The sequence below is a fragment of the Flavihumibacter petaseus NBRC 106054 genome, from assembly GCF_000974785.1.
Taxonomy (GTDB): domain Bacteria; phylum Bacteroidota; class Bacteroidia; order Chitinophagales; family Chitinophagaceae; genus Flavihumibacter; species Flavihumibacter petaseus.
On sequence record NZ_BBWV01000001.1, the window covers coordinates 552,681 to 574,944 of the forward strand.

At 51.6% G+C, this 22,264-nt stretch carries 12 protein-coding genes; 4 read left to right on the forward strand and 8 right to left on the reverse strand.

The window, feature by feature from the left end; translation table 11 throughout:
• Positions 1-2 precede the first annotated feature (2 nt).
• A complete protein-coding gene (locus FPE01S_RS02365) occupies positions 3-2,018 on the reverse strand; it encodes a 3-oxoacyl-[acyl-carrier-protein] synthase III C-terminal domain-containing protein (RefSeq protein WP_046367310.1) in 2,016 nt (671 codons plus the stop codon).
• Positions 2,019-2,086: 68 nt separating this feature from the next.
• On the opposite strand from FPE01S_RS02365, the gene FPE01S_RS02370 reads away from it, so the two are divergent.
• The 3 genes from FPE01S_RS02370 to FPE01S_RS02380 are packed head-to-tail and all read left to right on the forward strand — an operon-like array spanning position 2,087 to position 13,876.
• Positions 2,087-3,805: a fatty acyl-AMP ligase gene (locus tag FPE01S_RS02370; protein WP_046367311.1), complete on the forward strand. Its 1,719-nt coding sequence runs from the start codon at positions 2,087-2,089 to the stop codon at positions 3,803-3,805.
• Entirely contained in the window at positions 3,802-5,112 is a 1,311-nt protein-coding gene (locus FPE01S_RS02375) for an LLM class flavin-dependent oxidoreductase (protein WP_046367312.1), read from the forward strand. The genes FPE01S_RS02370 and FPE01S_RS02375 overlap by 4 nt, the downstream gene beginning before the upstream one ends.
• A gap of 4 nt (positions 5,113-5,116) precedes the next feature.
• Complete coding sequence (locus FPE01S_RS02380) at positions 5,117-13,876, forward strand: hybrid non-ribosomal peptide synthetase/type I polyketide synthase (protein ID WP_046367313.1); 8,760 nt, start codon at positions 5,117-5,119, stop codon at positions 13,874-13,876.
• Here FPE01S_RS02380 and FPE01S_RS25790 read toward each other — a convergent pair.
• The 7 genes from FPE01S_RS25790 to FPE01S_RS02415 form a co-directional block, all read right to left on the reverse strand.
• On the reverse strand, positions 13,766-14,395 hold the full coding sequence (locus tag FPE01S_RS25790; RefSeq protein WP_157473872.1) for a DUF6629 family protein: 630 nt from the start codon (positions 14,393-14,395) through the stop codon (positions 13,766-13,768). The genes FPE01S_RS02380 and FPE01S_RS25790 overlap by 111 nt on opposite strands.
• Positions 14,396-14,410: 15 nt before the next feature.
• Positions 14,411-15,424 carry an NAD-dependent epimerase/dehydratase family protein gene (locus FPE01S_RS02390; protein ID WP_046367315.1) on the reverse strand — a complete coding sequence of 338 codons (1,014 nt, stop codon included), beginning with the start codon at positions 15,422-15,424 and terminating at the stop codon, positions 14,411-14,413.
• The gene (locus FPE01S_RS02395; protein WP_046367316.1) at positions 15,421-17,067 is read right to left on the reverse strand and encodes a fatty acid CoA ligase family protein; all 1,647 of its coding nucleotides are present in this window, start codon (positions 17,065-17,067) and stop codon (positions 15,421-15,423) included. The genes FPE01S_RS02390 and FPE01S_RS02395 overlap by 4 nt, the downstream gene beginning before the upstream one ends.
• Positions 17,064-17,945 carry an alpha/beta fold hydrolase gene (locus FPE01S_RS02400; protein ID WP_046367317.1) on the reverse strand — a complete coding sequence of 294 codons (882 nt, stop codon included), beginning with the start codon at positions 17,943-17,945 and terminating at the stop codon, positions 17,064-17,066. The genes FPE01S_RS02395 and FPE01S_RS02400 overlap by 4 nt, the downstream gene beginning before the upstream one ends.
• Positions 17,946-19,382: a hypothetical protein gene (locus FPE01S_RS02405; protein ID WP_046367318.1), complete on the reverse strand. Its 1,437-nt coding sequence runs from the start codon at positions 19,380-19,382 to the stop codon at positions 17,946-17,948.
• A gap of 66 nt (positions 19,383-19,448) precedes the next feature.
• The gene (locus FPE01S_RS02410; protein WP_046367319.1) at positions 19,449-20,555 is read right to left on the reverse strand and encodes a sulfotransferase family protein; all 1,107 of its coding nucleotides are present in this window, start codon (positions 20,553-20,555) and stop codon (positions 19,449-19,451) included.
• A gap of 10 nt (positions 20,556-20,565) precedes the next feature.
• A complete protein-coding gene (locus FPE01S_RS02415; protein WP_046367320.1) occupies positions 20,566-20,922 on the reverse strand; it encodes a bleomycin resistance protein in 357 nt (118 codons plus the stop codon).
• A gap of 117 nt (positions 20,923-21,039) precedes the next feature.
• Between FPE01S_RS02415 and FPE01S_RS02420 the strand changes: the two genes are divergently transcribed.
• The gene (locus tag FPE01S_RS02420; RefSeq protein WP_046367321.1) at positions 21,040-22,191 is read left to right on the forward strand and encodes an acyltransferase family protein; all 1,152 of its coding nucleotides are present in this window, start codon (positions 21,040-21,042) and stop codon (positions 22,189-22,191) included.
• The last annotated feature ends 73 nt before the right edge of the window (positions 22,192-22,264 follow it).

Here is a 22,264-nt window from a genome sequence, read left to right on the forward strand (position 1 = left end):
AGTCAAAAATGATAAATAGCGCAGCCGATTTGTATACCTGAGCCAACGGTTATGATCAGCCCGATATCGCCGGGTTTTACCTGTTGGTTATCCAGTGCATATTTTATGGCATAAGGAACAGACGAAGTAAACAGGTCAGGGCCATCACCGGCCACATCAATCATTTTTTCCACCGGCACCGCCAGCGCCTTACTGACATTTTCAATAAAAGCAGTGGATAGCTGGGGTGGAAACAGCCGGGTGATCTGATTCAATTCCAGTCCAGATGATTCCAGCAGTTCTTTTACCGCTATGGTAATCCCGTTGATATAGATCGATTCAAGTGCTTCCGATTTTTCGGTACACAGTAATGGCCTGGCTTCTTCTGACCTGTAGCAGCTGGTATAGGCCTCCGTTGTACCTGCAGGATAATAAAAATGAAAATCCGAAAACCCCTGCCTGCCTGCAGGATCGGCTTCAAGAATAATGGCGGATGCTGTTTCGCGGATTTCCAAAGCGTCACTTTCAGCCATCCTGGCATTGTTGTCTGTTTCCGCGGCTACGATCATGGCAGTTGCAGTATTACCTGCAGTAATCATTTGCTGCGCCACCAAACATGCATTAAGCCATCCCACTGCCCCGTTAAAAATATCAAAGGCAAGGGTCTGCCGGTGATCAGCAGCCGGAGCAGTTGCATTCATATCGAGCTCACCGGCGAGCAGGCTCGCATAGGCCGGCTCGAGCAGGTATTCATCGCGGTAGACGCCTGCATACAACAGCAGCCCGATGGCATTTGCATCATACCGGGAACGCGCCAGGCAATCGTTCGCAGCTGTTACCAGCATCTCCATTGAATGTCCTGACAAAGCCGGTTGGATTGGCAGTATTCCGATGCTCTCGCAGCGAATAAAGGCAGACGTTGTAAATTTTGCTGCAGGAATCGCTGACGCCTGGCCGATAGTTGCCGGAGATTTGATAGCGGGCAAAGCTCTAAGACGGTCAGGCAGATCATCCAGCACATAGAGTCCGGTGCCGGTAGTCAGGCCAGAAGCGGTTACACTGAACACGATCCTGTCACCGGTATTGATCCGCCCCTGCCTTACCTGATCGCCTAACGCTATAAGGTGCGCAGTCGAAGCAGTGTTGCCTCTGTCTTCCAGGTTATTGATCGTATTACCATCGTGACACACCGGGCTGTTCAGTTTCCGGTTGATTTCATTGCGTGCACTGTTCATCGTCATCGTTGAGGTCTGGTGCATCACCAGGTGCTGGAAACTCTCCGGCGCCCAGGCTGCGCGTTGCAAGGCATCGAGTGCATGTTTCGCACCGGAACGTATGCCCACATCCGTCAGCCGCAGTGCGTCTGTATACATGATCATGCCACTGGTGGTTGCTGCCTTGGCGACACAATACGGACTGTATTTGCCGAAGGTCTGCAATTGCAGATCGACAAACCCTGTTCCGGGTACCGAACCCTGTTCCAGTACCACAGCCGCGCCCGCATCGCCCAGTGTCAGGCAGGCCAGCCGGGCATCCATGAAACCACTTAGCTCCCGTTGTGCTGTTTGCGTGAGATGGGTGATATATTCACCGCTGACCACCATTCCGCGGCGCACGGCACCTGAGCGGATCATGGCATCTACGATGTAGATGCCGGTGAACATTCCCGCGCATGCATTGGTGATGTCAAATACCAGTGCGTTGGCGAACCCGAATTCTGCCCGCAGTTTAGCTGCAGTTGATGGTTCAAAAGAGATGCTGCCAGGCGCATCATAGCGGGATATATTGCAGCAGATCAACACATCAATTCCGGCTGCGGAATGTCGTGAATAAGATAAACAGTCGGTAACAGCCTTTCGGGCAAGGTCAATGGAAAATTCACTGACTCCGGCGACGCGTCTTGTCCTGATGCCGGTGGCTTTTTCGAGCGGAAAACGGACTTCGTTACGGCAGCCCTTCAACACTTCACCAGTGGTGCGGGCTTCAGGTGGAAGGTAAATCCCAAGGCTTTCCATGATGGTATTCGGCCGGAGATCCATTTGATTAAATGTAGTTGTATTTACCCAAATTAATTTTTATTTTACAATAGTACAGATGCCGCCGTTATATGACTCATCTGCCCAACTCACTCGTTGATATTTTACGATGGCGCGCAATTCACCAACCGCAACGGTTGGCCTACCGGTACCTGATAGATGGTGAATTTGATGAAGCGGTTCTGACCTATGAGGAATTGGATCGGCGCACGCGCGCTGCCGGAACAATGCTGCAGGCTGCCACCCAACCTGGAGACAGGGTATTGTTGTTATTACCGCCTGGTCCGGATTTTATTGTTGCGTTCTTCAGCTGCCTGTATGCCGGTGTGATCGCGGTCCCTTCCTGGCCTCCGCATCCGGCGCGGCTGGAAAACCAGCTGGTACCCATTCAGCGTCTTGTTGAAAATGCTTCGCCTGCTGCTGTCTGGATGAATCTGACCCTTGCAGAAAAAATTCACACGATTCCGGAAGCGGGTCGCCTGTTTCAGCCATTGAAGGTATTGTTGATAGAAGCTGCGGCAGCTCACTCCCCAGAACACTGGCGGAAACCGGCCATCAATGGGAGTGATATTGCCTTCCTCCAATATACATCAGGTTCAACGACACTTCCCAGGGGTGTTATGGTAACACACCATAACCTGTTGCACAACCTGGGCATGATGGAAAACAAGCTTGGTCAATCCACGAACAGCCACGCAGTCATCTGGTTACCCCCCTATCACGACATGGGGCTGGTGGGCGGTATCCTGCAACCATTGTTCACCGGATATCCGGCCACCATCCTGCCACATCTCCTGTTTCTGCAACGGCCGGTCCGCTGGCTGCAGGCGATCTCCCGATTCGGTGCAACCACCAGCGGCGGGCCGAATTTCGCGTATGACCTGTGCCTCCGGAAAATAAAACCGGAACAGCGGGATCAGTTGCAACTCAATACCTGGACAACCGCGTTCAATGGTGCAGAACAGGTGTCCGCACAAACGGTCCTGGAATTCACCCGCTTTTTTGCCCCTTGTGGCTTTCACAGCAATGCCTGGGTTCCGTGTTATGGACTGGCAGAAGCAACCCTGATGGTCAGCGGGCGGCAATACCCGGAGCCTTTGATCAGGCACCTGGATCGTGCAGCACTGGAACAGCAGCGGGTCAGTGCAGTTACCGGCGATGATGAAAAAGGATTGCAACTTGTTGCCTGCGGCACAGTAGCTGATGATCAGCAGGTCATTGTGGTCGACCCGCACACATTGCTGAAAGTTGATCAGGGGAATGTGGGCGAGATCTGGATCAAGGGGCCCAGTGTGGCAAAAGGCTACTGGAACAATCCGGCAGCCACTGAACAGACTTTCAGCGCATCACGAACCGGGCAAACAGGAGAAAATTACCTGCGCACCGGTGATATGGGATTTTTAGCAGAAGGAGAACTTTTTATCACTGGCAGGTGGAAAGATGTCATCATTGCCGACGGACATAATCACTATGCGTGTGATATTGAGAAAACGGTAGAACATTCACATCCCGCGATCAGGCTCTCGGGTTGTGCAGCGATTGGCATCAGCCGGGATAACCGGGAAAGACTGGTGATCCTGGCGGAGATCGAACAACAGACCATTCTACAAAAGGATGCTGTCACCAAAGCCATCCGTACTGCAGTTTCATTGTGCCACGAACTCCAGGTGGACGATATCCGGTTCGTCTATCCCGGTGCCATTCCAAGAACACGCAGCGGCAAGATCAAACACTACGCCTGTAAAACAAATTACCTGAACGGAAACCTAAAAGAAATCATCGCCATATGAAATTCGGCATCTTCATCGACCTCCAGTTACCCCGTCCCTGGCAGGATGGTGATGAGGCAAGGCTTTTCCGGGAAGCGATGGAGCAGGTGGAACTGGCAGACCGGCTGGGCATTGACTATGTCTGGGCACAGGAACATCATTTCCTCGAAGAATACTGTCACTCCAGCGCTCCCGAAGTATTTCTTGCAGCCTGCAGCCAGCGCACGTCACGCATAAGGCTTGCCCATGGCATTATCGCCATGTCGCCGCGCTTCAATCATCCCGCACGAATCGTTGAGCGGCTCGCCACACTGGATCTTCTCAGTAATGGCAGGGTAGATTGGGGAACCGGAGAATCCGGATCAAGAATGGAACTGGAAGGATTCGGTGTTGACTTTGTGGACAAACGCGCCATGTGGGAAGAAGCGTTACGTGAAGCAGTAAAGATGATGTGCATGCAACCTTATCCTGGTTACCAGGGAAAATATTTTTCGATGCCGCATCGCAATATTGTGCCCAAACCAGTACAAAAACCGCATCCTCCCTTGTGGGCTGCCTGTTCCAACCGCGATAGTGTACAGCTCGCCGCAAGTCTTGGAATGGGTGCACTCACGTTCGCCTTTGTAAACGGCGATGAAGCGAAATTTTGGGTAGATACCTATTACGATACATTATTCAGCAACTGTACACCGATTGGTCAGACCATCAACCCCAATATTGCGATGCTCACCGGCTTCTTCTGCCACGAGGACAGTGATTATGCACTAGAGGCAGGACAGGAAGGTGCGCAGTTTTTTGCTTACGGACTGGGACATTACTGGCGAGATGGTGTACATGTACCTGGTAAAACCAACCTGTGGCATGATTTCCGGCAGCGTCCAAATACCGTAACAGAAAAACTGGAAAGGGAAAGAAAAAAAGCCGGGATGGGCGGCATTGGTAATCCGCAGCAACTGACCGAAAATTTCAGGGCACTGGAAGCTGCGGGTGTTGATCAGCTGATCTTCCTGCAGCAATGCGGGAATTATTCACATGAAGCCATATGTACTTCGATGAAGTTGTTTGCTGAAACAGTACTTCCGGAGTTCCGGGAGCGGGAAGTTAAAAGGCAGAAAGAAAAACAGGAATGGATATCGCCCCATCTCGAAAAAATCCGTCAGGCAATTATTCCGCCGGATCCCATGATGCCGGTGCCACCCGTGGAAGCCTATCCCCTGATCTGGAATCAGCATCGTGACGGGCAACCGCAGGCCGCACCGGATCGCAGGCCGGGCATGACGGCATTCTGGCAAATGCAGGTGGGAGGCAATCGTTCCGGAAAGATTTAATCACATGTTGAGCGAATACGATATTCAGCAATGGCTGGTCAGACAACTGGCGGCCAGTCTGCACCTCGAACCCGAATTGATTGATATTCGTGAACCCTTTGCGCATTACGGTCTAAGTTCCGGTGAAGCCGTCAGCCTTTCGGGGGAACTGGAAGAATTGCTGGGAAGAAGATTATCTCCCACCCTGGTTTACGAATATCCCAGCATCTTTACCCTTGCACAATTCCTGGTTCAGGCAGATGATCACGCTGATATAAGCAGGGTGGGCAACCCGCTTCCGGATGAGCACCCGGAACCCAAGCACCATGAAGCAGTTGCGATCATTGGTATCAGTTGCCGTTTCCCGGGAGCAAAAGATCCTGATGCTTTCTGGGAACTCTTGCGAACAGGTACTGACGCGATCACAGCCGCACCAGAAGAAAGAAAAAACATTTCCCAATGGGGAGGATTCCTGGAAAACATTGACCAGTTCGACCCTTTTTTCTTTGGCATTTCTCCCGTGGAAGCAGCAGGCATGGACCCGCAGCAACGGCTGTTAATGGAACTCTCCTGGGAATTGCTGGATGATGCCAACCTGAACAAAGATGCCATAACCGGCACCGACACTGGTGTATTTATCGGCATCGCATTGAACGAGTACAGCCAGCTGCAATTGGGGAACACAGATATGCTGACCAGTCATTCCGGAACAGGAAATGCCTTATCCATTGCAGCTAACCGGATCTCCTATTACTACGATCTCCATGGGCCAAGCATGGCTATTGATACCGCCTGCTCTTCTTCCCTGTCAGCCCTCCATCTGGCTTGTAAAAGTCTGCGGGATGGCGAATGCAGCATGGCTATCGCTGGCGGCGTGAATATTATGCTTTCACCGGTGCATGCCATTGCTTTCACGAAAGCAGGTGTGCTTTCCCCCGATGGAAGATGCAAAGCCTTTGATGCCCGGGCAAATGGTTATGTGCGGGGAGAAGGTGGCGGACTCGTTCTGTTGAAACCATTGGAGGCGGCATTAAGAGACGGCGATACGATTCATGCGGTTATCCGCGGAAGCGCCATGCGGCAGGATGGCCGGACCAACGGCCTGATGGCGCCCAGCCGTGAATCACAGGAAGCGCTTCTGGTAGCAGCGTGTCAGCAAGCCGGCGTAGCGCCATCACACCTGCAATATGTCGAAACACACGGCACAGGCACCCTCCTGGGTGATGCCATGGAAGCTGCAGCTCTAGGGGCTGTTATGGGCAGGGATCGTATTGTAGGGCCATGTATTATCGGAACTGTAAAGAGCAATATAGGTCACCTGGAAGCAGCTGCCGGCATCGCCGGACTGATCAAGGTGATCCTGTCTATGCGGCACAAAATGATCCCGGCCTCCCTGCACTACCTGTTGCCCAATCCGCATCTTGCCTTTGACACGTTGCACCTACAGGTACAGCAAATCATATCGGCCTGGCCGTTGAACGAGGGTACTGCACTGGCAGGTGTCAGCTCCTTCGGGTTTGGCGGCACAAATGTTCATGTGATCATTTCCAAAGAATACAAAACTGAGTTGCCAGATGCTGCTGTCACTGGCAACGATACAGCAGGGGTATATTTATTACCCCTTTCATCAGGCGGGGAACAGGCACTCCGACAACTTGCTGATCAATTTCGGGTAATGCTTTCCGATAGTTCCCTGTCTGTCCGCGCGATCTGCAGCGCTGCTGCCTGGCGGCGAAGCCAGCAATTTCCCCGGATTGCCGTCATGGGGAACAACCGTGAACAAATGATCGCAGGTCTGACAGCTTTCCAGCATGGATTGCCTGATACCGGATTAACTGTTGGTGATGAGGCAGTGACCCCGAACCGCAGGCTTGCCTTTATATTTCCCGGCCAGGGAGGGCAATGGCCTGGCATGGGAAGGGAACTGTTAAGATCTTCACCAGTATTTGCCGGCAAAATCAGGGAACTGGATAGCCTGATGCAACAATACCAGGACTGGTCACTCGAAGACTATCTGCAGTGCCATATAAGTTCCCAAAATGACCAGGAGATTGACATCATTCAGCCTGCCATTTTTGCAATCCAGGTAGGTCTTGCAGCAGTATTCGGGCACTGGGGAATCACTCCGGATGCCGTAGCAGGACACAGTATGGGCGAAGTTGCCGCTGCACAGGTTGCCGGAAAGATTAACCTTGAAGATGCTGTTCGCATTATCTGCAGGCGCAGTCAGCTGATGCGCCGCCTGCGTGGACAGGGTGGTATGCTCGCTACGGGTTTGTCCGCCGCCGAAGCAGGCAATCGTTTAAAGAAATATAACAACCTGGTTGACATCGCGGCATTGAACAGCCCGGAATCAACTGTGCTTACCGGAGATATTGCTGCTTTGGCGAGCCTGACGCAGACATTGCAGCAGGAACAGATTTTCTGCAAACCCGTCAATGTTGACATCGCTTCACATAGTTCACAGGTCGACGCTATCCGTACTGATTTACTTGATGCATTAAAAGAACTCCATCCTGTTACCGGCAGTTTACCACTCTACTCGACCGTTACCGGAACATTGTTGTCCGATCTGAAAATGGATGCCGTGTATTGGATGGATAATCTGCGTAAACCCGTTTTGTTCTCTTCCGCTGCATCTGCCCTGCAGGACGATGGCTACACAGATTTTATTGAGATCGGGCCACACCCCATCCTGCTGGGAGCCCTGCAACAGGTCTTTCAATCCGGTAACAGCCAACTTAACCTGTTGCCTGCACTACGCAGGGAAACCCCGGCAACAGAAGTGCTTTACGAGGTGGTTCGCAGGTTGTATACATCAGGTTATCCGGTCAGGTGGGAAGGCCTTTATCCGCAGCGGCCTCCCCTGCACCTTCCCCTAATGCCCTGGCAGCGCCAGCGGTACTGGCTGGAAGCTACGGCCCCGTTTTTGTGCAAAGAGAATCAAACAGTACACCCGTTACTGGGCGAAAGTTTGCAACCGGCAAATGCTTCCGGCACCCTGATTTGGCAAAAGGACCTTCAGGGTAACCTGCCGTCGTGGCTGCAGGATCACCGGATTGACGGGCAGATCATTTTTCCTGCTGCTGCATTTATCGAGATGGCTTTGCAGGTCCGAAAAGAAGCGGGTCTTGCCAATAACTACCTGCCCGGGTCTTTCCGCTTTCTCAAAAAGCTGATATTGCAAAAGGGTGTCTCTACGGAAGTACAGACTATCCTTGAACCCGGAAAGGAAAAAGAATACCTGCTCACGATCTATAGCCGTGTTACGAGGAAAGACAAATGGATCCTTCATACCACTGCAACATTTCGCCGCCAGGCTGAAATGCCGGCTGCAGTACCATCAGTATTTGCTGCTGAAAACTGCAGCTGTATTTCCATAAAGGATTTTTACCAGCGGCTGTTCAACAGGGGGCTGGAATATGGCGAAGCCTTCCGGGGACTTTGCTCAGTGTCGCAGGACGGAAACACTATCCTTGGGCGCACAGAACTTCCCGGAAATCTGCAGCAGGAAGCTTATCAATACCAGCTTCATCCTGCATTACTGGATGCCTGTTTACAGGTGATGGCAATTCATCCTGCCATTGACAAAGGACGCTTTCTGCCGGAAGGCTGCGACAGCGTACAAATACACGCAGCTCCCGCCGGACTGCTGTACTGCCGGGTTCCGATCACCGCCAAACAGCCGGTTGATCAAATCACGGAAAACATTTACCTGTACAGTAGTGATCTTATGCCGGTGGCCACTATAAAAGGGTTCCGGCTGCATCGTGTTGCAGAAGATCATCACAGCGGTAGCGAACAGCGCACCTGGCAGTACCACCAGGAATGGCAGTTACAGGATGAGGAACCCGGCGCGAAATTGCTAACGGGTAATCACCGTTGGCTGATCCTTGCCGATGAAGGCGGATTGGCCGTATCAACAGCAGCACAACTGGAAGCTGCGGGTAACACTGTAACGGTTATTTACAGCAATGACAGGAATGCCCTAACTAGTTTGTGGCAGGAATGCCAGCGTACTGACCCATTGTACGGTGTCATACACCTGTGGAGTCTTTCTATCCCGTCGCAATCAGACGCGCAGGAATATGCCACAGAGCGTCAGTACGACCTGGGCGTGAACAGCGTTCTATCGCTCGTTCAATTGCTTTCGCAACGTCCGGGCGCATCACCGCGATTATGGCTGGTCACAAGGGGTGCACAATGCACTGCGCCAGGTGAGCAGGTATCAGTTGAGCAGGCAGCACTATGGGGTCTCGGAAAGGTGATCAGTTTTGAATTTCCCGACCTGCAATGCATACGCATCGATCTCGATGGACAATTACAGAATGGCCAGGAAGCAGCAATCCTGTTGCGGCACCTGATGATGACCGGTAAAGAGGACCAGCTGGCATTCCGGAAAGGGAAACGATTTGTACTTCGCCTCGTGCCCCATCAGTCCACACAACAAGAACCTCCGGCTTTGCAGTTCCGCGAAGAAGCAACTTACCTGATCACGGGAGGTATGGGTGCGCTCGGATTATGCATGGCAAACTGGATGGTGGATCATGGTGCCCGATACCTGGTGTTGATGGGAAGGAGCGAACCGACGGATGCGGTTTTAACCAATACGGAACGCTTGAAGGAACGTGGTGTATCGGTGGTGCTGGCGCAGGCAGATGTTAGCGATGGGCAACAGGTTGAAGCCTTGTTCGCACGAATGGAGGAAGCGCTTCCACCATTGCGCGGCGTAATTCATGCCGCCGGCCTGCTGGATGACGGCGCATTACTCAACCTTGATGCCACGAGGATGAGAAAAGTAATGGCGCCCAAGGTAGAAGGCACCCTTCACCTGCACCAGGCAACGCAACATCTCCAGCTGGATTTTTTTGTATTGTTTTCTTCCGTAGTGTCTTTACTGGGCGCTCCTGGTCAGGGAAATTATGCGGCGGCCAGCGCCAGCCTCGATGCCATGGCCAATTATCGCCGAAGCAGGGGTTTGCCTGCCGTCAGTATCAACTGGGGGCCCTGGGCAGATGTGGGACTTGCGGCGGCGGCCACGCACAAGCTTATTGAAAAACAGGCTCCGGTGCAGCATCTTATTAAAGTGATCGGGATCGAAGACGGTCTTTCGATATTGTCGCAACTGCTGTATGCATCCGTACCACAGGTGGCTGTGCTTCCTTTTGACGTAAAAAATCTCCTGGAGCTCTATCCTGCCGCTGCCCACATTCCGTATTTTACCGCGATACAAAATCATCATCCGGTTACCGGAAGGCATTATAACCGCCCCCGCCTCCGGCAGGCCTATATCGCCCCGGAAACCACAATGGAACATCAACTCGCCGCCCTTTGGCAGCAAACGCTTCACATTGACTGCATTGGGGTGCTTGATTCATTTTTTGAACTGGGCGGAGACTCCGTGCTTGCAGCTCAACTTTTATCGCGTGCCCAGCAGTCCTTCGGCACCAGGATCGACCCCCAGGAAGCATTTCAATCGTTTACCATCAGGCATCTGGCAGCAAAACTTGAATCCGCCCTGATCAGCAATGCAAAGAAAGCTGCCCAACCAACGATTCCTCCCCGTTCTCCGGGGATGACAGTTCCGCTTTCATTTCCTCAGAAAAGGCTGCTCTTCCTGGAACTGCTTGAACCGGGCACAAGCATCAATAACTTATCTGCCTTTTATGAACTGCATGGAGACCTAGATACAGATGCGTTGCATTTCAGTGTCAACCAGGTGCTGCAGCGCCATGATGCCCTGCGAACAAAATTTTTGTTTCCTCAGGGTATGCCGGTACCTGCCTGGCAGGAAAAGTTATCCCTTTCAATCCCTGTAATACCACTGACACATCTATCCGGTACAGAGGCATTGTCCACTGCAAAAAAAATGGCAGCAAAAGAAGTCCGCCTGCCTTTCAACCTGCAGGATGCTCCATTGATACGGCTCAGGCTATATTCATTGACTGAACAAAGCCATTGCCTCCTGGTTGTAGTGCACCACGCTATCGCTGATGGCTGGTCACTGGGCGTCTTCCTGAAGGAACTGATGTATTATTATGAGCATTTCCAGAACGGCAGTCAAACCGGGTTACCTGACCTTCCATTGCAATATGCCGACTATGCTGCCTGGCTTCAGCAGGAACACCAGGGAAAGGAACATCCGTCGACGCAATACTGGAAACAAAAGCTGTCCGGAAACCTGCCGCTCCTTGAACTACCTACTGATTTTACCAGGGGAGCACGGCAAAGTTATAACGGTGCCAGTCATCATTTTACATTGGAGCGTAATACGGTTAAAGCAATTGAACAGGTTGCAGGTGCATCGTCTGCTACTCCATTCATGGTAATGCTCAGTGCATATGCCATGTTGCTTCACCGCTACAGCGGACAGGAAGAAATCATCATCGGAACACCGGTAGCCAATCGCAACCTGCCGGAACTGGAAAACCTGATTGGCGTCCTGATCAATAGTCTTCCATTGCGCATACAGTTGCCTGAGGCAATTACTTTTGAAATGTTGCTGGTGCAGGTCCGCACGACTTGCCTGGAGGCCCTGGCACACCAGGACTATCCTTTTGAAAAAATAGTGGAGACCGTTCAGCCTGACAGAGACCTTAGCCGCTCCCCTGTTTACCAGACAATCTTTAATCTGCAAAATGTTCCTGTTCCCGAGATGAACCTTCCAGGTCTGGCTATTACACCATTGGATGTTGACGGTGATGTTGCACAGTTTGATTTGTCGTTTATGGTTATTCCTTCCGCGGGCGATTGGCGTTGCCAGGTGACATTTAATACGGATCTGTTCGCACCGGCTACGATCACTGCGATGTTCAGCTCTTACATCCGGTTGCTGGAATCGGCCCTGGCGGAACCAACACAGCAGGTATCAAAACTGCCGCTGCTGGATGAAGACACTTATCAGTTCCTGGTTAACGAACTGAATGATACGGCAGAGGTTTACCCGGACGCCGCCTGCCTGCACGGGCTATTTGAAGCACAAGTGCTTCGGACACCGGATGCCATTGCCGTGAAAGACTCCTGCGAAACGCTGAGCTATGCGGAGCTCAACAGACGTGCTGAACGCCTGGCAGCACAGCTTTGTGCATGCGGTGCCGGACCGGAATTCCGGATCGGCATACACCTTGAAAAATCTGTTTCCCTGGTTGTGGCCTTGCTGGGAACGCATAAAGCGGGAGGAGCCTATCTGCCCATCGCCCCCTCATTGCCGCAAGAAAGGAAAGCATTTATGATCAGGGATGCAGCATTGCAACTGTTGCTGACGGAAAGTGATGGTGTTCCCCTTGAATCCGCCGGCCTGCCCATATTGTATTTACAGCGCGGCGGAAGAACAGCGGAACAGGTCAGTTCCATGACCGCCACAAAGGCGACGCAGGACAATCTCGCATACATCCTGTATACATCGGGATCGACCGGCCTTCCCAAAGGAGTGATGATCACCCATGCTGCATTGACCAATTTCATACAGTCGATGCAACGGCGACCGGGGATCTGCAGCCATGATGTATTGTTATCCGTAACGCCGATCTCATTCGATATCATGGCACTTGAAATTTTTCTTCCGCTGGTGACAGGGGCAACCGTAATACTGGTGGAGAAAGAAACTGCAACACAATCATTACTGCTTGCAGAAGCAATCGAACGGCATGGTGTCACGTTGATGCAGGCAACACCAGCTACCTGGCAATTGCTCCTTGATTCCGGATGGAAAGGAGCACCTGCTTTGACAGCGCTTTGTGGCGGTGATGTACTGACCCGAAAACTGGCAGATCGGCTGCTTGATAAAGTTGCACAGCTATGGAATCTCTACGGGCCAACTGAAACCACCATCTGGAGTTCACTGACAACAGTAAAAAGAGACAGCGCACCAATCACCATCGGGCAGCCCATCGCCAATACACAATTGTATGTACTTGATGCTTTGGGGCAACCGCTGCCGGCCGGCGTGATCGGAGAATTGCATATCGGCGGCAAGGGTCTGGCGCGCGGCTATTGCGGGCAACCCGCACTGACAACAGCGAAGTTCGTGAGTCGCTCCTTTAATCATTTGCCACCCACCGCGTCTGTCCGGCTTTATAAAACGGGTGATCGTGCCCGTTACCTTGCCGATGGCAGTATTGAGCTGATCGGACGCTGGGATGACCAGGTGAAAATCAATGGTCACCGGGTTGAACCGGCAGAAGCCAATGCCCAACTGCTTCAGCATCCGGAGGTGCGCGATGCGGTTACTATTGTGGAGGCGTTGCCTTCCGGGGAAAAGCGACTGATTGCATACCTTGTAACGGACTATCAAAACCGGGATTGGGCTTCCTGGCTAAGGAGCAGACTGCCCGCCTATATGATACCGGCTATTTTTATTCCACTGGAAACTTTGCCGCTGACACCCAACGGAAAAATCAATCGCGCAGCTCTGCCTTTGGCTGCAACGCAACTCCGGCAACCCGGTTATGCTGCACCTGTTGGCATTATAGAAAACCAACTTGCAGGAATCTGGGAAAATGTTTTACTCACTGCGCCGGTTGGCAGGCATGACAATTTCTTTTCACTTGGCGGCGCTTCTATGCAAAGCCTGCAGGCCGTTGCGCATGCGAACGCAGCAGGCATCGCCCTTCAGCCTGCTGATCTTTTCGAATACCAGACTATTGCGGAACTGGCCGCACATCTTGAGAAGTCGTCACCTGTTGGCACGAACCACGAGTATAACGAGAAGGCTGAGTATGGCTGCGAAAAAACACCAGACAGAAATGAGGTAGCTCGTGAAGAAGAAATACGTCATGATCAATGACAAAAGCATGGCTGCAGCCAGGAGCTTGCTGTACCGCAACGTGGATAGAAACGGAGAGATGGCAATTGTAATAAAGTTTAAGGGGCGCATGATGGTGAGGTGTGGAAATGCGCGGTAATAACGGATATGGCCGTGTTCTGCCACCGCCCGGATAGGATAGCTGATCAGGCAATAAAACATGTACAGGGCTGAAGCGATGCCGAGTATCAAGAACCAGGAGATCAGTTTTTTCCTCTTTTCATCCGGTTCCATCAGCCACATCGTTAACGGCGCCCATACAGGCCAGATGGGTTGCGAGATAAAGGAATATCCATATAGTGCCGGCTTATACCAGGAAGTAAAATCCGGGTCGGTGAGTGAGAGCCAGATCATACCTTCCGCTGCCTGATGAAAACTGAACAGCAGGGGTGTGCAGGCGAAGAGGAGCATTCCCCGATTTCTGGCCTGGCTGATGGAAAAATATCCCGGTGCCACCAGACTGGCACTTACGGCAAAACTTGCTCCGGCAGAAAAACACATAACTGAAAGTTTAGGTTATGAACTGAAACGTGCATACTGGCCTGACGCTACCCACATGCGCAATCTTTCCATTCCCTGCTCGATTGAAATGTCAGGCGAATAACCAAAATCTCTTTTTGCAGCAGTGATATCAAACCAGTGTGCAGTAGATAATTGCTGGGCGACAAAATAACTAACCGGAGGCTCTCCATTTAATTTCAGCGCGCGGTAAAGGCGTTCCAGGGTCTTTGCCGAAAATCTGACCAATCCAGCAGGCAGGTGTCGTGTAACCGGTGCGCAGCCTCCTGAAGCCAGCAGCATATTCATGAGGCTGGTCACGGGGATAGGGCTTTCCTGGGAAATGAAATAGGTTTTTCCTGCAAGCTGTTCAGGATGCTTCAGCAACCGATCAAATGCCCTGATATGCGCCATTGCGGCATTATCGATATAGGTACAGTCCACCAGTTTTGGGGCATTTCCCAAAATGCACAAACTGCCGCCTTGCGAGCGTTTTATCAGTGCCGGCAAATAATGCGTATCGCCTGGTCCCCAGATAAGGTGTGGCCGCAGGCTGACCGTTCTCAGGGATGCGCTGTTTGCTGCCATTACCAGTTGTTCAGCAAGGGCCTTGGTTTTTGGGTACCATGCCGAATACTTTTTGGGATAGGGAAGACTTTCATCGCCACCTTCAAGATCTTTACCGTCAAATACCACACTGGGTGAGCTGGTAAAAACAAGGTTCTTTATACCATATTGCCTGCAGGCGCGCAAAACCTGTTCTGTGCCCCACACATTGGTCTGGTAAAAGTCGCGGTAATGGCCACTGGTACCGGTTCTGGCGGCAACATGAAAAATTCCGTCACAACCTGCAGCCGCTTTGCTGAGCCTGGAATAATCGGCGATATCCCCCTGCATCTGGAGGGCTCCGGTATCTCCCAGTTCAGGGTAATGATTACGGGTATATGAAATAACGTCGTGCCCGGCGGTGCGCAGTTGCTTTACAATAGCACTTCCGAGAAATCCGCCGCCACCGGTTACCAGCAGTTTCATGCCATTTCATTTTTAGCCCATTCCGCCAGCTGCTCACGAATGATCTTCGCATTGTGCCGGAAATCCACCGGAAAGCCTGGGTGAAACAATAATGTTTTGATCTGATCCGTATCCGGATATGCCGCTGCCCATTGCAGCAGTTCAATTCTGAGTTGTGCTTCCTGTTTTTTTTCGATATTCTTCTCCGCTTCCACACAAAGCACAGCCTCGCCGCCCACTTCCACGAGCGCTGACCTGAACACACCGGGATGTTTGTTAAAAATGCCTTCCACTGGAACTGAATACAGCTCGCGGCCACCCGTTCTCACACGATGTGCCTTGCGGCCGCAGAACCAGAGTTTCAGTTCTTCATCAAAATAACCGAGGTCTCCCATCCGGTGCCAGCATTGGTTTCCATCGGGTATTTTAGCCAGGCTGGTTTCCTCCGTCCGGTTATAATAAAGCCGGGTAACAGCAGCACCCGTTACAATGATCTCTCCTATTCTGCCAGGTGGTAGTTTCAGCTCATCCGACCATTGCGGAATTGCTTTGTCGCTGATCGGAATGATGGCTATCGTTATTCCATTCACTGCTTTGCCCAGGCAAATGCCGTGACCCGTATCCGTGAGTTTCTGCGTTTCTTTCAGCAGTTGGTTACTGGCGATAATGGTCACCGGCATCGCCTCCGTTGCGCCATAAGGTGTAAAGATCTGAACCTCCGGGTTTAACAGGGAGGAAAACCTTGACAAGGCTTTTACAGAAGCCGGTGCACCGGCAGAAATCACTCGCTTCAATGTTGGCAACCGGATGCCATGACTGGTGGCATAGCGGCCGACGGCATCGATCAGCGCCGGAGACCCAAACATGTTGGTGATGCCCCACTGGCAGATCGGTCCGGTAATTTTTTGGGGGGCGACCTGTGCAGGTTTCGTGAAATCCATATCAGGCAGAACGCTGGTCATTCCGAGTGCGGGATTGAACAGCGCAAAAGGTGCAAACGTAGGCATGTCAATTTCACCCGGAACAAAATCAAAAGTGTGCCGTATGCTGTCCAGCTGTGCCCGGAAATTTCCGTGCGAATAACAAACACCTTTGGGCAACCCCGTGGATCCGCTGGTGAAAATGATTGCTGCCGGATCATCGGGCAATGCATCAAAAAACGGTCCCGGCCCTGCGGAGCGGTCTGCATTCCTGACGGACCGCAAGCTTTTTCCTGCCCAGCGCCAACGCCCACCCACCGTTATGCTGCGACGGATCGTTTTGCGACCCCAACCAAGGGCAACCCGCGCAAGTTGCGCTTTCTGCACCCCGATAAAACCAACCGGAGCAACTTCATCGATGCATGTCTTCAGGTTCCTGCGACCGATCCCGGGATCGATGTATACAGGCACAATTCCCGAAAACAGCATGGCAAAACTCAGTACGAAAAAGTCTGCTCCCGGGGGTACCATCATTACCACGCGGTCACCTCGTTCATATCCTGAGGCAAGCAGCCCGCGGGCGACACAAACTGTTTCGCGGGCAAGTTCCCGGAACGAGAGCCTGCTATATTGTGTTATACCATTACCGTCCATACTGTCTGGCACGGGAAAAGCGATGGCGATAGTATCAGGCTGCCGTTCTGCCATTTCGATCACTGCGGCAGCAATGTTGAATGGCTTCATGCTGTATTGAAAAAATCGGTTATCAGGTCTCCTATTGCTTGCTGCTGATCTTCGAGTATATAATGACCTGAATCTTCAAATTCATGAACCTGCGCGTTGGGGAGATAACTTTTCCACGCCTGGAGGATCGTCCTGTCAAAAACCCGGTCTTTCATACCCCAGGCAATCAGGACAGGCGTATTCCTGAATTGCGGCAAACTTTGCTGTACAGCGGTGATGGTATCATAACCACGATCTCCCGGGCGCAGCGGCACATCCTGGATGAACCGTAGCGTGGCGATCCGGTTCTTCCAGGAATTATAGGGAGCGGTAAATCCCTTCCGCACAGCACGGGAAAGACTGACGCGCTTAACCCCTTCGATGGTTGCCAGTCCGCTGAAAGCGTTGAAAGCGCGGATGAAAAATGCGCCCGGCCAGCTCCTGAAAAAATGCAGCATCAGTGGAAATCTTTTCCCTTCCGGCAAATGAAATGCGGCGGTATTCAGCAATACAATTTTTTTGATCGCTTCCGGGTGACGGTGCGCATATACCATCCCGATGATCCCACCCCAGTCGTGCATCACCAGGTGAATGTTGCCGGTAATATGTTTCTCCTGAAGAAATGTTTCAAGGTCGCGCACACGTTGCTCGAGTGTGTACTGGTAATGCTCATCACCGGGTTTATCCGAATAGCCGCAACCGATATGGTCCGGTGCAAGGCAACGATACTGGTGTGACAGGCGGCAGATCAGTTGCCGGTAATAAAAGGACCAGGTAGGATTACCGTGAAGCAATACCACCGGATCACCGCTTCCTTCTTCCACATAGTGGTAACGGTGCCCGTTAATGCGGGCAAAATGACTGGCAAAGGGGTATAGTTCCTGGTTAACCAAATTCATTTATTGACGTCCTATGATCAGCATCATTTCTTCCGGTGTAACGTACATGCCTATGCGGGTCAGCTGCTGGCTGAGTCTGCCGGTGATGTGGCGGTACAACACATCCGATCCGACGCCGAAAGCACGGAAAGCCTGTATCAGGTGATGATCGTCTGTCTTGTCGCCATATACTGACTTCATCAGGACTTTCAGTGCTACTTTATTCCGCAATTTTTCCCATCTTTTACCCCGACGGAAAAGTTCATTGTACATCGCCACGCACAGGTCCATATGCCGGGTCTCGTCCTGTTCAGAAATAGTGCGGCTGATGCTGCAGAAAAGTTTGTCCGGCATGTATTTTTCGTTACCGAAGAATTCCAGGTAAGCAGCGCCGATAGCTTCTACGATTACCGCCAGGAAAAGCCCCGTACCCGGCATAAAACGTGCCAGCCACATGTACCGTTTTGCGCCTTTGATCAGTTTTGCCGCGATGAATTCCTTAGCCTGCAGCTTCTCCACCAGGAACCTGCGGAAAGTAGCGGAATGTTTGGCTTCATCATTGATAAAAGTGGTCATCGCTTCCTGGATCTCGCGATATCTCCGGTAATGAATGATGCCCATGGTCAAAGGTGCAATGGCGCTCTGTTCCACTACCAGGGCGTGATTGGCGATGTCGCGTAAGCCCCTGAGTTGTCGCTGCAATACCAGGTCCTGCAATTGCCTTAGTTCAGGATGGGCCTCCGGGATCCTTCCGGTGACCAGCGTTTGTTGCACCAGCATCAGCATCTCTTGCAGGTCGTGCAGTACATAAGGAAGAATTACAGTAAGGTCCGATCGGATTTCGCCTGATAACTGCTGCAAATGGTGGCTCACATTTCCGTTATAGCGGTGCAGGGCATCTGTCACTTCCTTCAGATGACCGGAAATTTCGACCAACGCAACTTCCTGCTCCTGCCGCTCCTCCGCCGAGCGGATGAGTTGCACCGTTGTGCCTCTCCGGATATATCCCAGACGTTGGTGTTCCTGCAATACCAGCCGTTCGTCATTCAGTAATTCCTGGCGGTCGCGCAGCTGCTGCACTTCTTTCTGCAAGCGCGAAAAAGGAGCAAGCAACTCCAGGGCTTTCCCGATGGAAGGCGTGTTTTCAGGAAGGCATTCTGCAAGGGCTTTAAGGGCATCTTCTTTTATGGGAATCCCTTCTGCCCTGAGTCGCCGGATACTGCCATCGATATTCTCTGCCACCATGGGCAGCACCAGCATGAAAATATGTTTACGGCCTGCCGGTTCCAGCTGTTCGAGGTGAATTTTCAGGTTATACCGGACATCCTGCTGCCAGTCAAATTTGGTCTCGCGGTTCCAGTATTTCTGTTCTGCGTCCCGGGTGTATTGCGTAAAATCCTGCGTAGGCGTGATATAGTAATCAGGCCGGCCTTTATCTGCAGTTTTGGTGAGGGACATGGCTGGGAAGGGTTAATCGCCCTCTCTGAATTTACAACATCAGTTGCAGATTTGCAAGTCAGTTCTTCAGCTGGCTGCCTGTTTTCTGTTGTATTGCCAATGGCTGATATAGCGTTCAAATCTGTCCGTTACCAACTGAAGTTCGTCAGGCGGCATTTCATGTTTGAGGCGAACAAAGTTCTGCTGCAGGTCTGCGAATTGCTGCATTTGTTTTTCGCAATGACTAAAGTCATCCAGGCCCAACTGCCTGTAAATAGCGCGCATGGTATCGACGGGTTCGCGAACGAGGTTATCATAGGGAATTTCCACCAGTTGCCCGGAAGGTACCAGTGATTTTTCCTCAAGGTAGCGGTCCATCATGCGGCTATAGGTATCCAGGATGACCTGGTTGACGCCCATCTCCGGGATACGTCCCAAGGCGTATATGCGGTGCGTAACCTTCCAGAATCTTTTGTTGGAGAGATAGACATCCACAGGGTGGCGGTGGATGAAAATGAATTTCGCATTTGGAAAAAGGGAAAGGAGCAGTTTGATACGGGCAGTGTTCGGCGGACTTTTCAACACGAGTTGCCTGCCTTTTCCGGAAAGTGATATCTTTTTAAGCAGGAAAAGAAAATCCTTTGTCCATGCCTGTTGCTCTGTTTCGGTAACATCATCAAACAGCACATACCTGTTGAAATGATCCTTCATTTTTTCGGGAAAGAAATAACCCCATTGGGCGCCCCTGGGATTCACAGCGGTAGTCATGGTTCCATCTTCTTCTCCGGGATAACGGAAAGACATGGGGATACGATGAACCGGGTCCTGCAGGCGGAAAATCCGGCAGATACCTTCGAGCAAAGGAGAAAGCCATTTTTCTGTGGTGAGCATGATCTCCGGGAAGATCATCTGGAAAACAGAATGATAGCGGAGGCGCTGATCCTGGGAAATAAATTCATGCAGAAATGAAGTGCCGCTCCGATAGAAGCCAAGTACAAATATGGGGTCGCGGGTGATGGTATGCTGTTCGATCTTCCTGCGGAAGAAGGCTATTTCGATCCACCGGAAGGGTTCCAGCAGGATGGTTTTGATCAGCCATCCCGGCAGGTTTTTAATGCCGGTCCGAGCAATACCGCCGTGTTCCCGGGTGATCCGCAGGAAGGTAAAGAAAGGCAGCGGGAAGAGCCTGTTCATGCCGTATGTTTTAAACCGGCTCGCCGAAGGTGAGCAGGTTATTGTCAGGATCAAGCAAAGAGAACTCCTTTAACCCCCAGGGCTTCGATTGCAATGGCGCGTTGGGATGGATGGCTATGTTGCGGTCGAGCAATTCGTTGTAAAAAGCTTCAATACCTTTTACACGGATATATACCTGTCCATAATTCTCCTGTGGATCAAGTTCAGCAAAGTGGAAGAAATGGATCTCTATATTTTCCTTCTGAAGTATGAGATAGTCAGGATAGTCTGCTGCGCCGGCATCGGTGAATTGAAGCTGGTCCACGTAGTAAGCCTTCGTGGTCGCCTTATTGCGCATCGGCAGCTTGGGATGAACAGACTGCAGCATGACGCTAATTTACAAAAAAAGGAGTTTGAAGTTTGGAGTTTGGACTTAGCCCACCGAAGCTTCAGCGTCGGTGGGGGTTTGGAGTTTGTTCCTTTTCTTTGCTCCCCAACGAAATTTATGACCCCTGCCTATTCAACATTTAAGGACACCAGGCAACACTACGAAATTCTGGATGGATTGCGCGGAATTGCGGCGATCCTGGTGGTGATGTTCCACCTCCTGGAAACCTTTGCCCTTGGTAATCACGAGAAACAGCTGATCAATCATGGCTACCTGGCGGTTGATTTTTTCTTCCTGCTTTCCGGTTTCGTGATGGGCTATGCGTATGACGAAAGATGGGACCGCATGAGCATGGCTGATTTCTGCAAACGCCGCCTGATCCGTTTGCATCCCATGATCATTGTCGGTTCGGTGATCGGGGCATTTTTATTTTATTTCCAGGATAGTCCGGCTTTCCCGGGCATTCATGATATACCGGTAGGGACCTTACTGCTTACCATGGTGATCGGCTTTACCCTTATTCCGGTACCGCCCTCGATGGATATCAGGGGCTGGGCAGAAATGCACCCGCTGAATGGGCCGGCCTGGTCCTTATTCTTTGAATACATCGCCAATATCCTGTATGCCGTTGTGCTTCGCCATTGTAACAGGATCATACTGTCGATACTGACTGCGGTGGCCGCAGCTGCGCTCATCCACCTGGCTGTAACGAGTGCGCAGGGAGATGTGATCGGTGGATGGTCTGTTGACCCCGTTCAGCTGAGGATCGGGTTTACGCGGCTTTTATACCCCTTCCTGGCGGGCCTGCTGCTATCCAGGGTAACAAAGCCAGGGAATATTAAAAATGCCTTCCTGTGGAGCGGCTTGCTCCTGGTGGTTATGCTGTCGATGCCCCGGATAGGCAACAGTGATCAGCACTGGTTGAACGGTCTTTACGATTCCCTGTCGATAGTGCTGATATTCCCGGTGGTGGTTTATTTAGGCGCCAGCGGCAGTGTCGAAGGCCGGCTTTCAGGTGTCAACCGCTTTTTGGGCAGAATTTCCTATCCACTCTATATCATTCATTATCCATTTATCTACACATTCGTCGCCTGGGTATCAAAGTACAACATAACCCCTACGATGGAATCGCCAGGGTCGCTGATCACCTGTGCTGCCGTAGCTGCCGGTATCCTGGCTGTCAATATTACGCTGGCATGGCTCCTGGTGAAGTATTATGATGAGCCGGTGCGGAAGTGGTTGACAGGAAGGTTTTTTAAAAGTTTATGAGTTTGACTATGGGGTCGTTTAGAGGCTGAACCTGGTCTTTCACCCCGGGAATTTTACTAAAAAACGAGATGAA

Excerpts from the sequence above, each read along its gene's own strand:
- FPE01S_RS02365 (WP_046367310.1), bottom strand. The coding sequence starts at position 2,018 with ATGGATCTCCGGCCGAATACCATCATGGAAAGCCTTGGGATTTACCTT.
- FPE01S_RS02370 (WP_046367311.1), top strand. The coding sequence starts at position 2,087 with ATGACTCATCTGCCCAACTCACTCGTTGATATTTTACGATGGCGCGCA.
- FPE01S_RS02375 (WP_046367312.1), top strand. The coding sequence starts at position 3,802 with ATGAAATTCGGCATCTTCATCGACCTCCAGTTACCCCGTCCCTGGCAG.
- FPE01S_RS02380 (WP_046367313.1), top strand. The coding sequence starts at position 5,117 with ATGTTGAGCGAATACGATATTCAGCAATGGCTGGTCAGACAACTGGCG.
- FPE01S_RS25790 (WP_157473872.1), bottom strand. The coding sequence starts at position 14,395 with ATGTGTTTTTCTGCCGGAGCAAGTTTTGCCGTAAGTGCCAGTCTGGTG.
- FPE01S_RS02390 (WP_046367315.1), bottom strand. The coding sequence starts at position 15,424 with ATGAAACTGCTGGTAACCGGTGGCGGCGGATTTCTCGGAAGTGCTATT.
- FPE01S_RS02395 (WP_046367316.1), bottom strand. The coding sequence starts at position 17,067 with ATGAAGCCATTCAACATTGCTGCCGCAGTGATCGAAATGGCAGAACGG.
- FPE01S_RS02400 (WP_046367317.1), bottom strand. The coding sequence starts at position 17,945 with ATGAATTTGGTTAACCAGGAACTATACCCCTTTGCCAGTCATTTTGCC.
- FPE01S_RS02405 (WP_046367318.1), bottom strand. The coding sequence starts at position 19,382 with ATGTCCCTCACCAAAACTGCAGATAAAGGCCGGCCTGATTACTATATC.
- FPE01S_RS02410 (WP_046367319.1), bottom strand. The coding sequence starts at position 20,555 with ATGAACAGGCTCTTCCCGCTGCCTTTCTTTACCTTCCTGCGGATCACC.
- FPE01S_RS02415 (WP_046367320.1), bottom strand. The coding sequence starts at position 20,922 with ATGCTGCAGTCTGTTCATCCCAAGCTGCCGATGCGCAATAAGGCGACC.
- FPE01S_RS02420 (WP_046367321.1), top strand. The coding sequence starts at position 21,040 with ATGACCCCTGCCTATTCAACATTTAAGGACACCAGGCAACACTACGAA.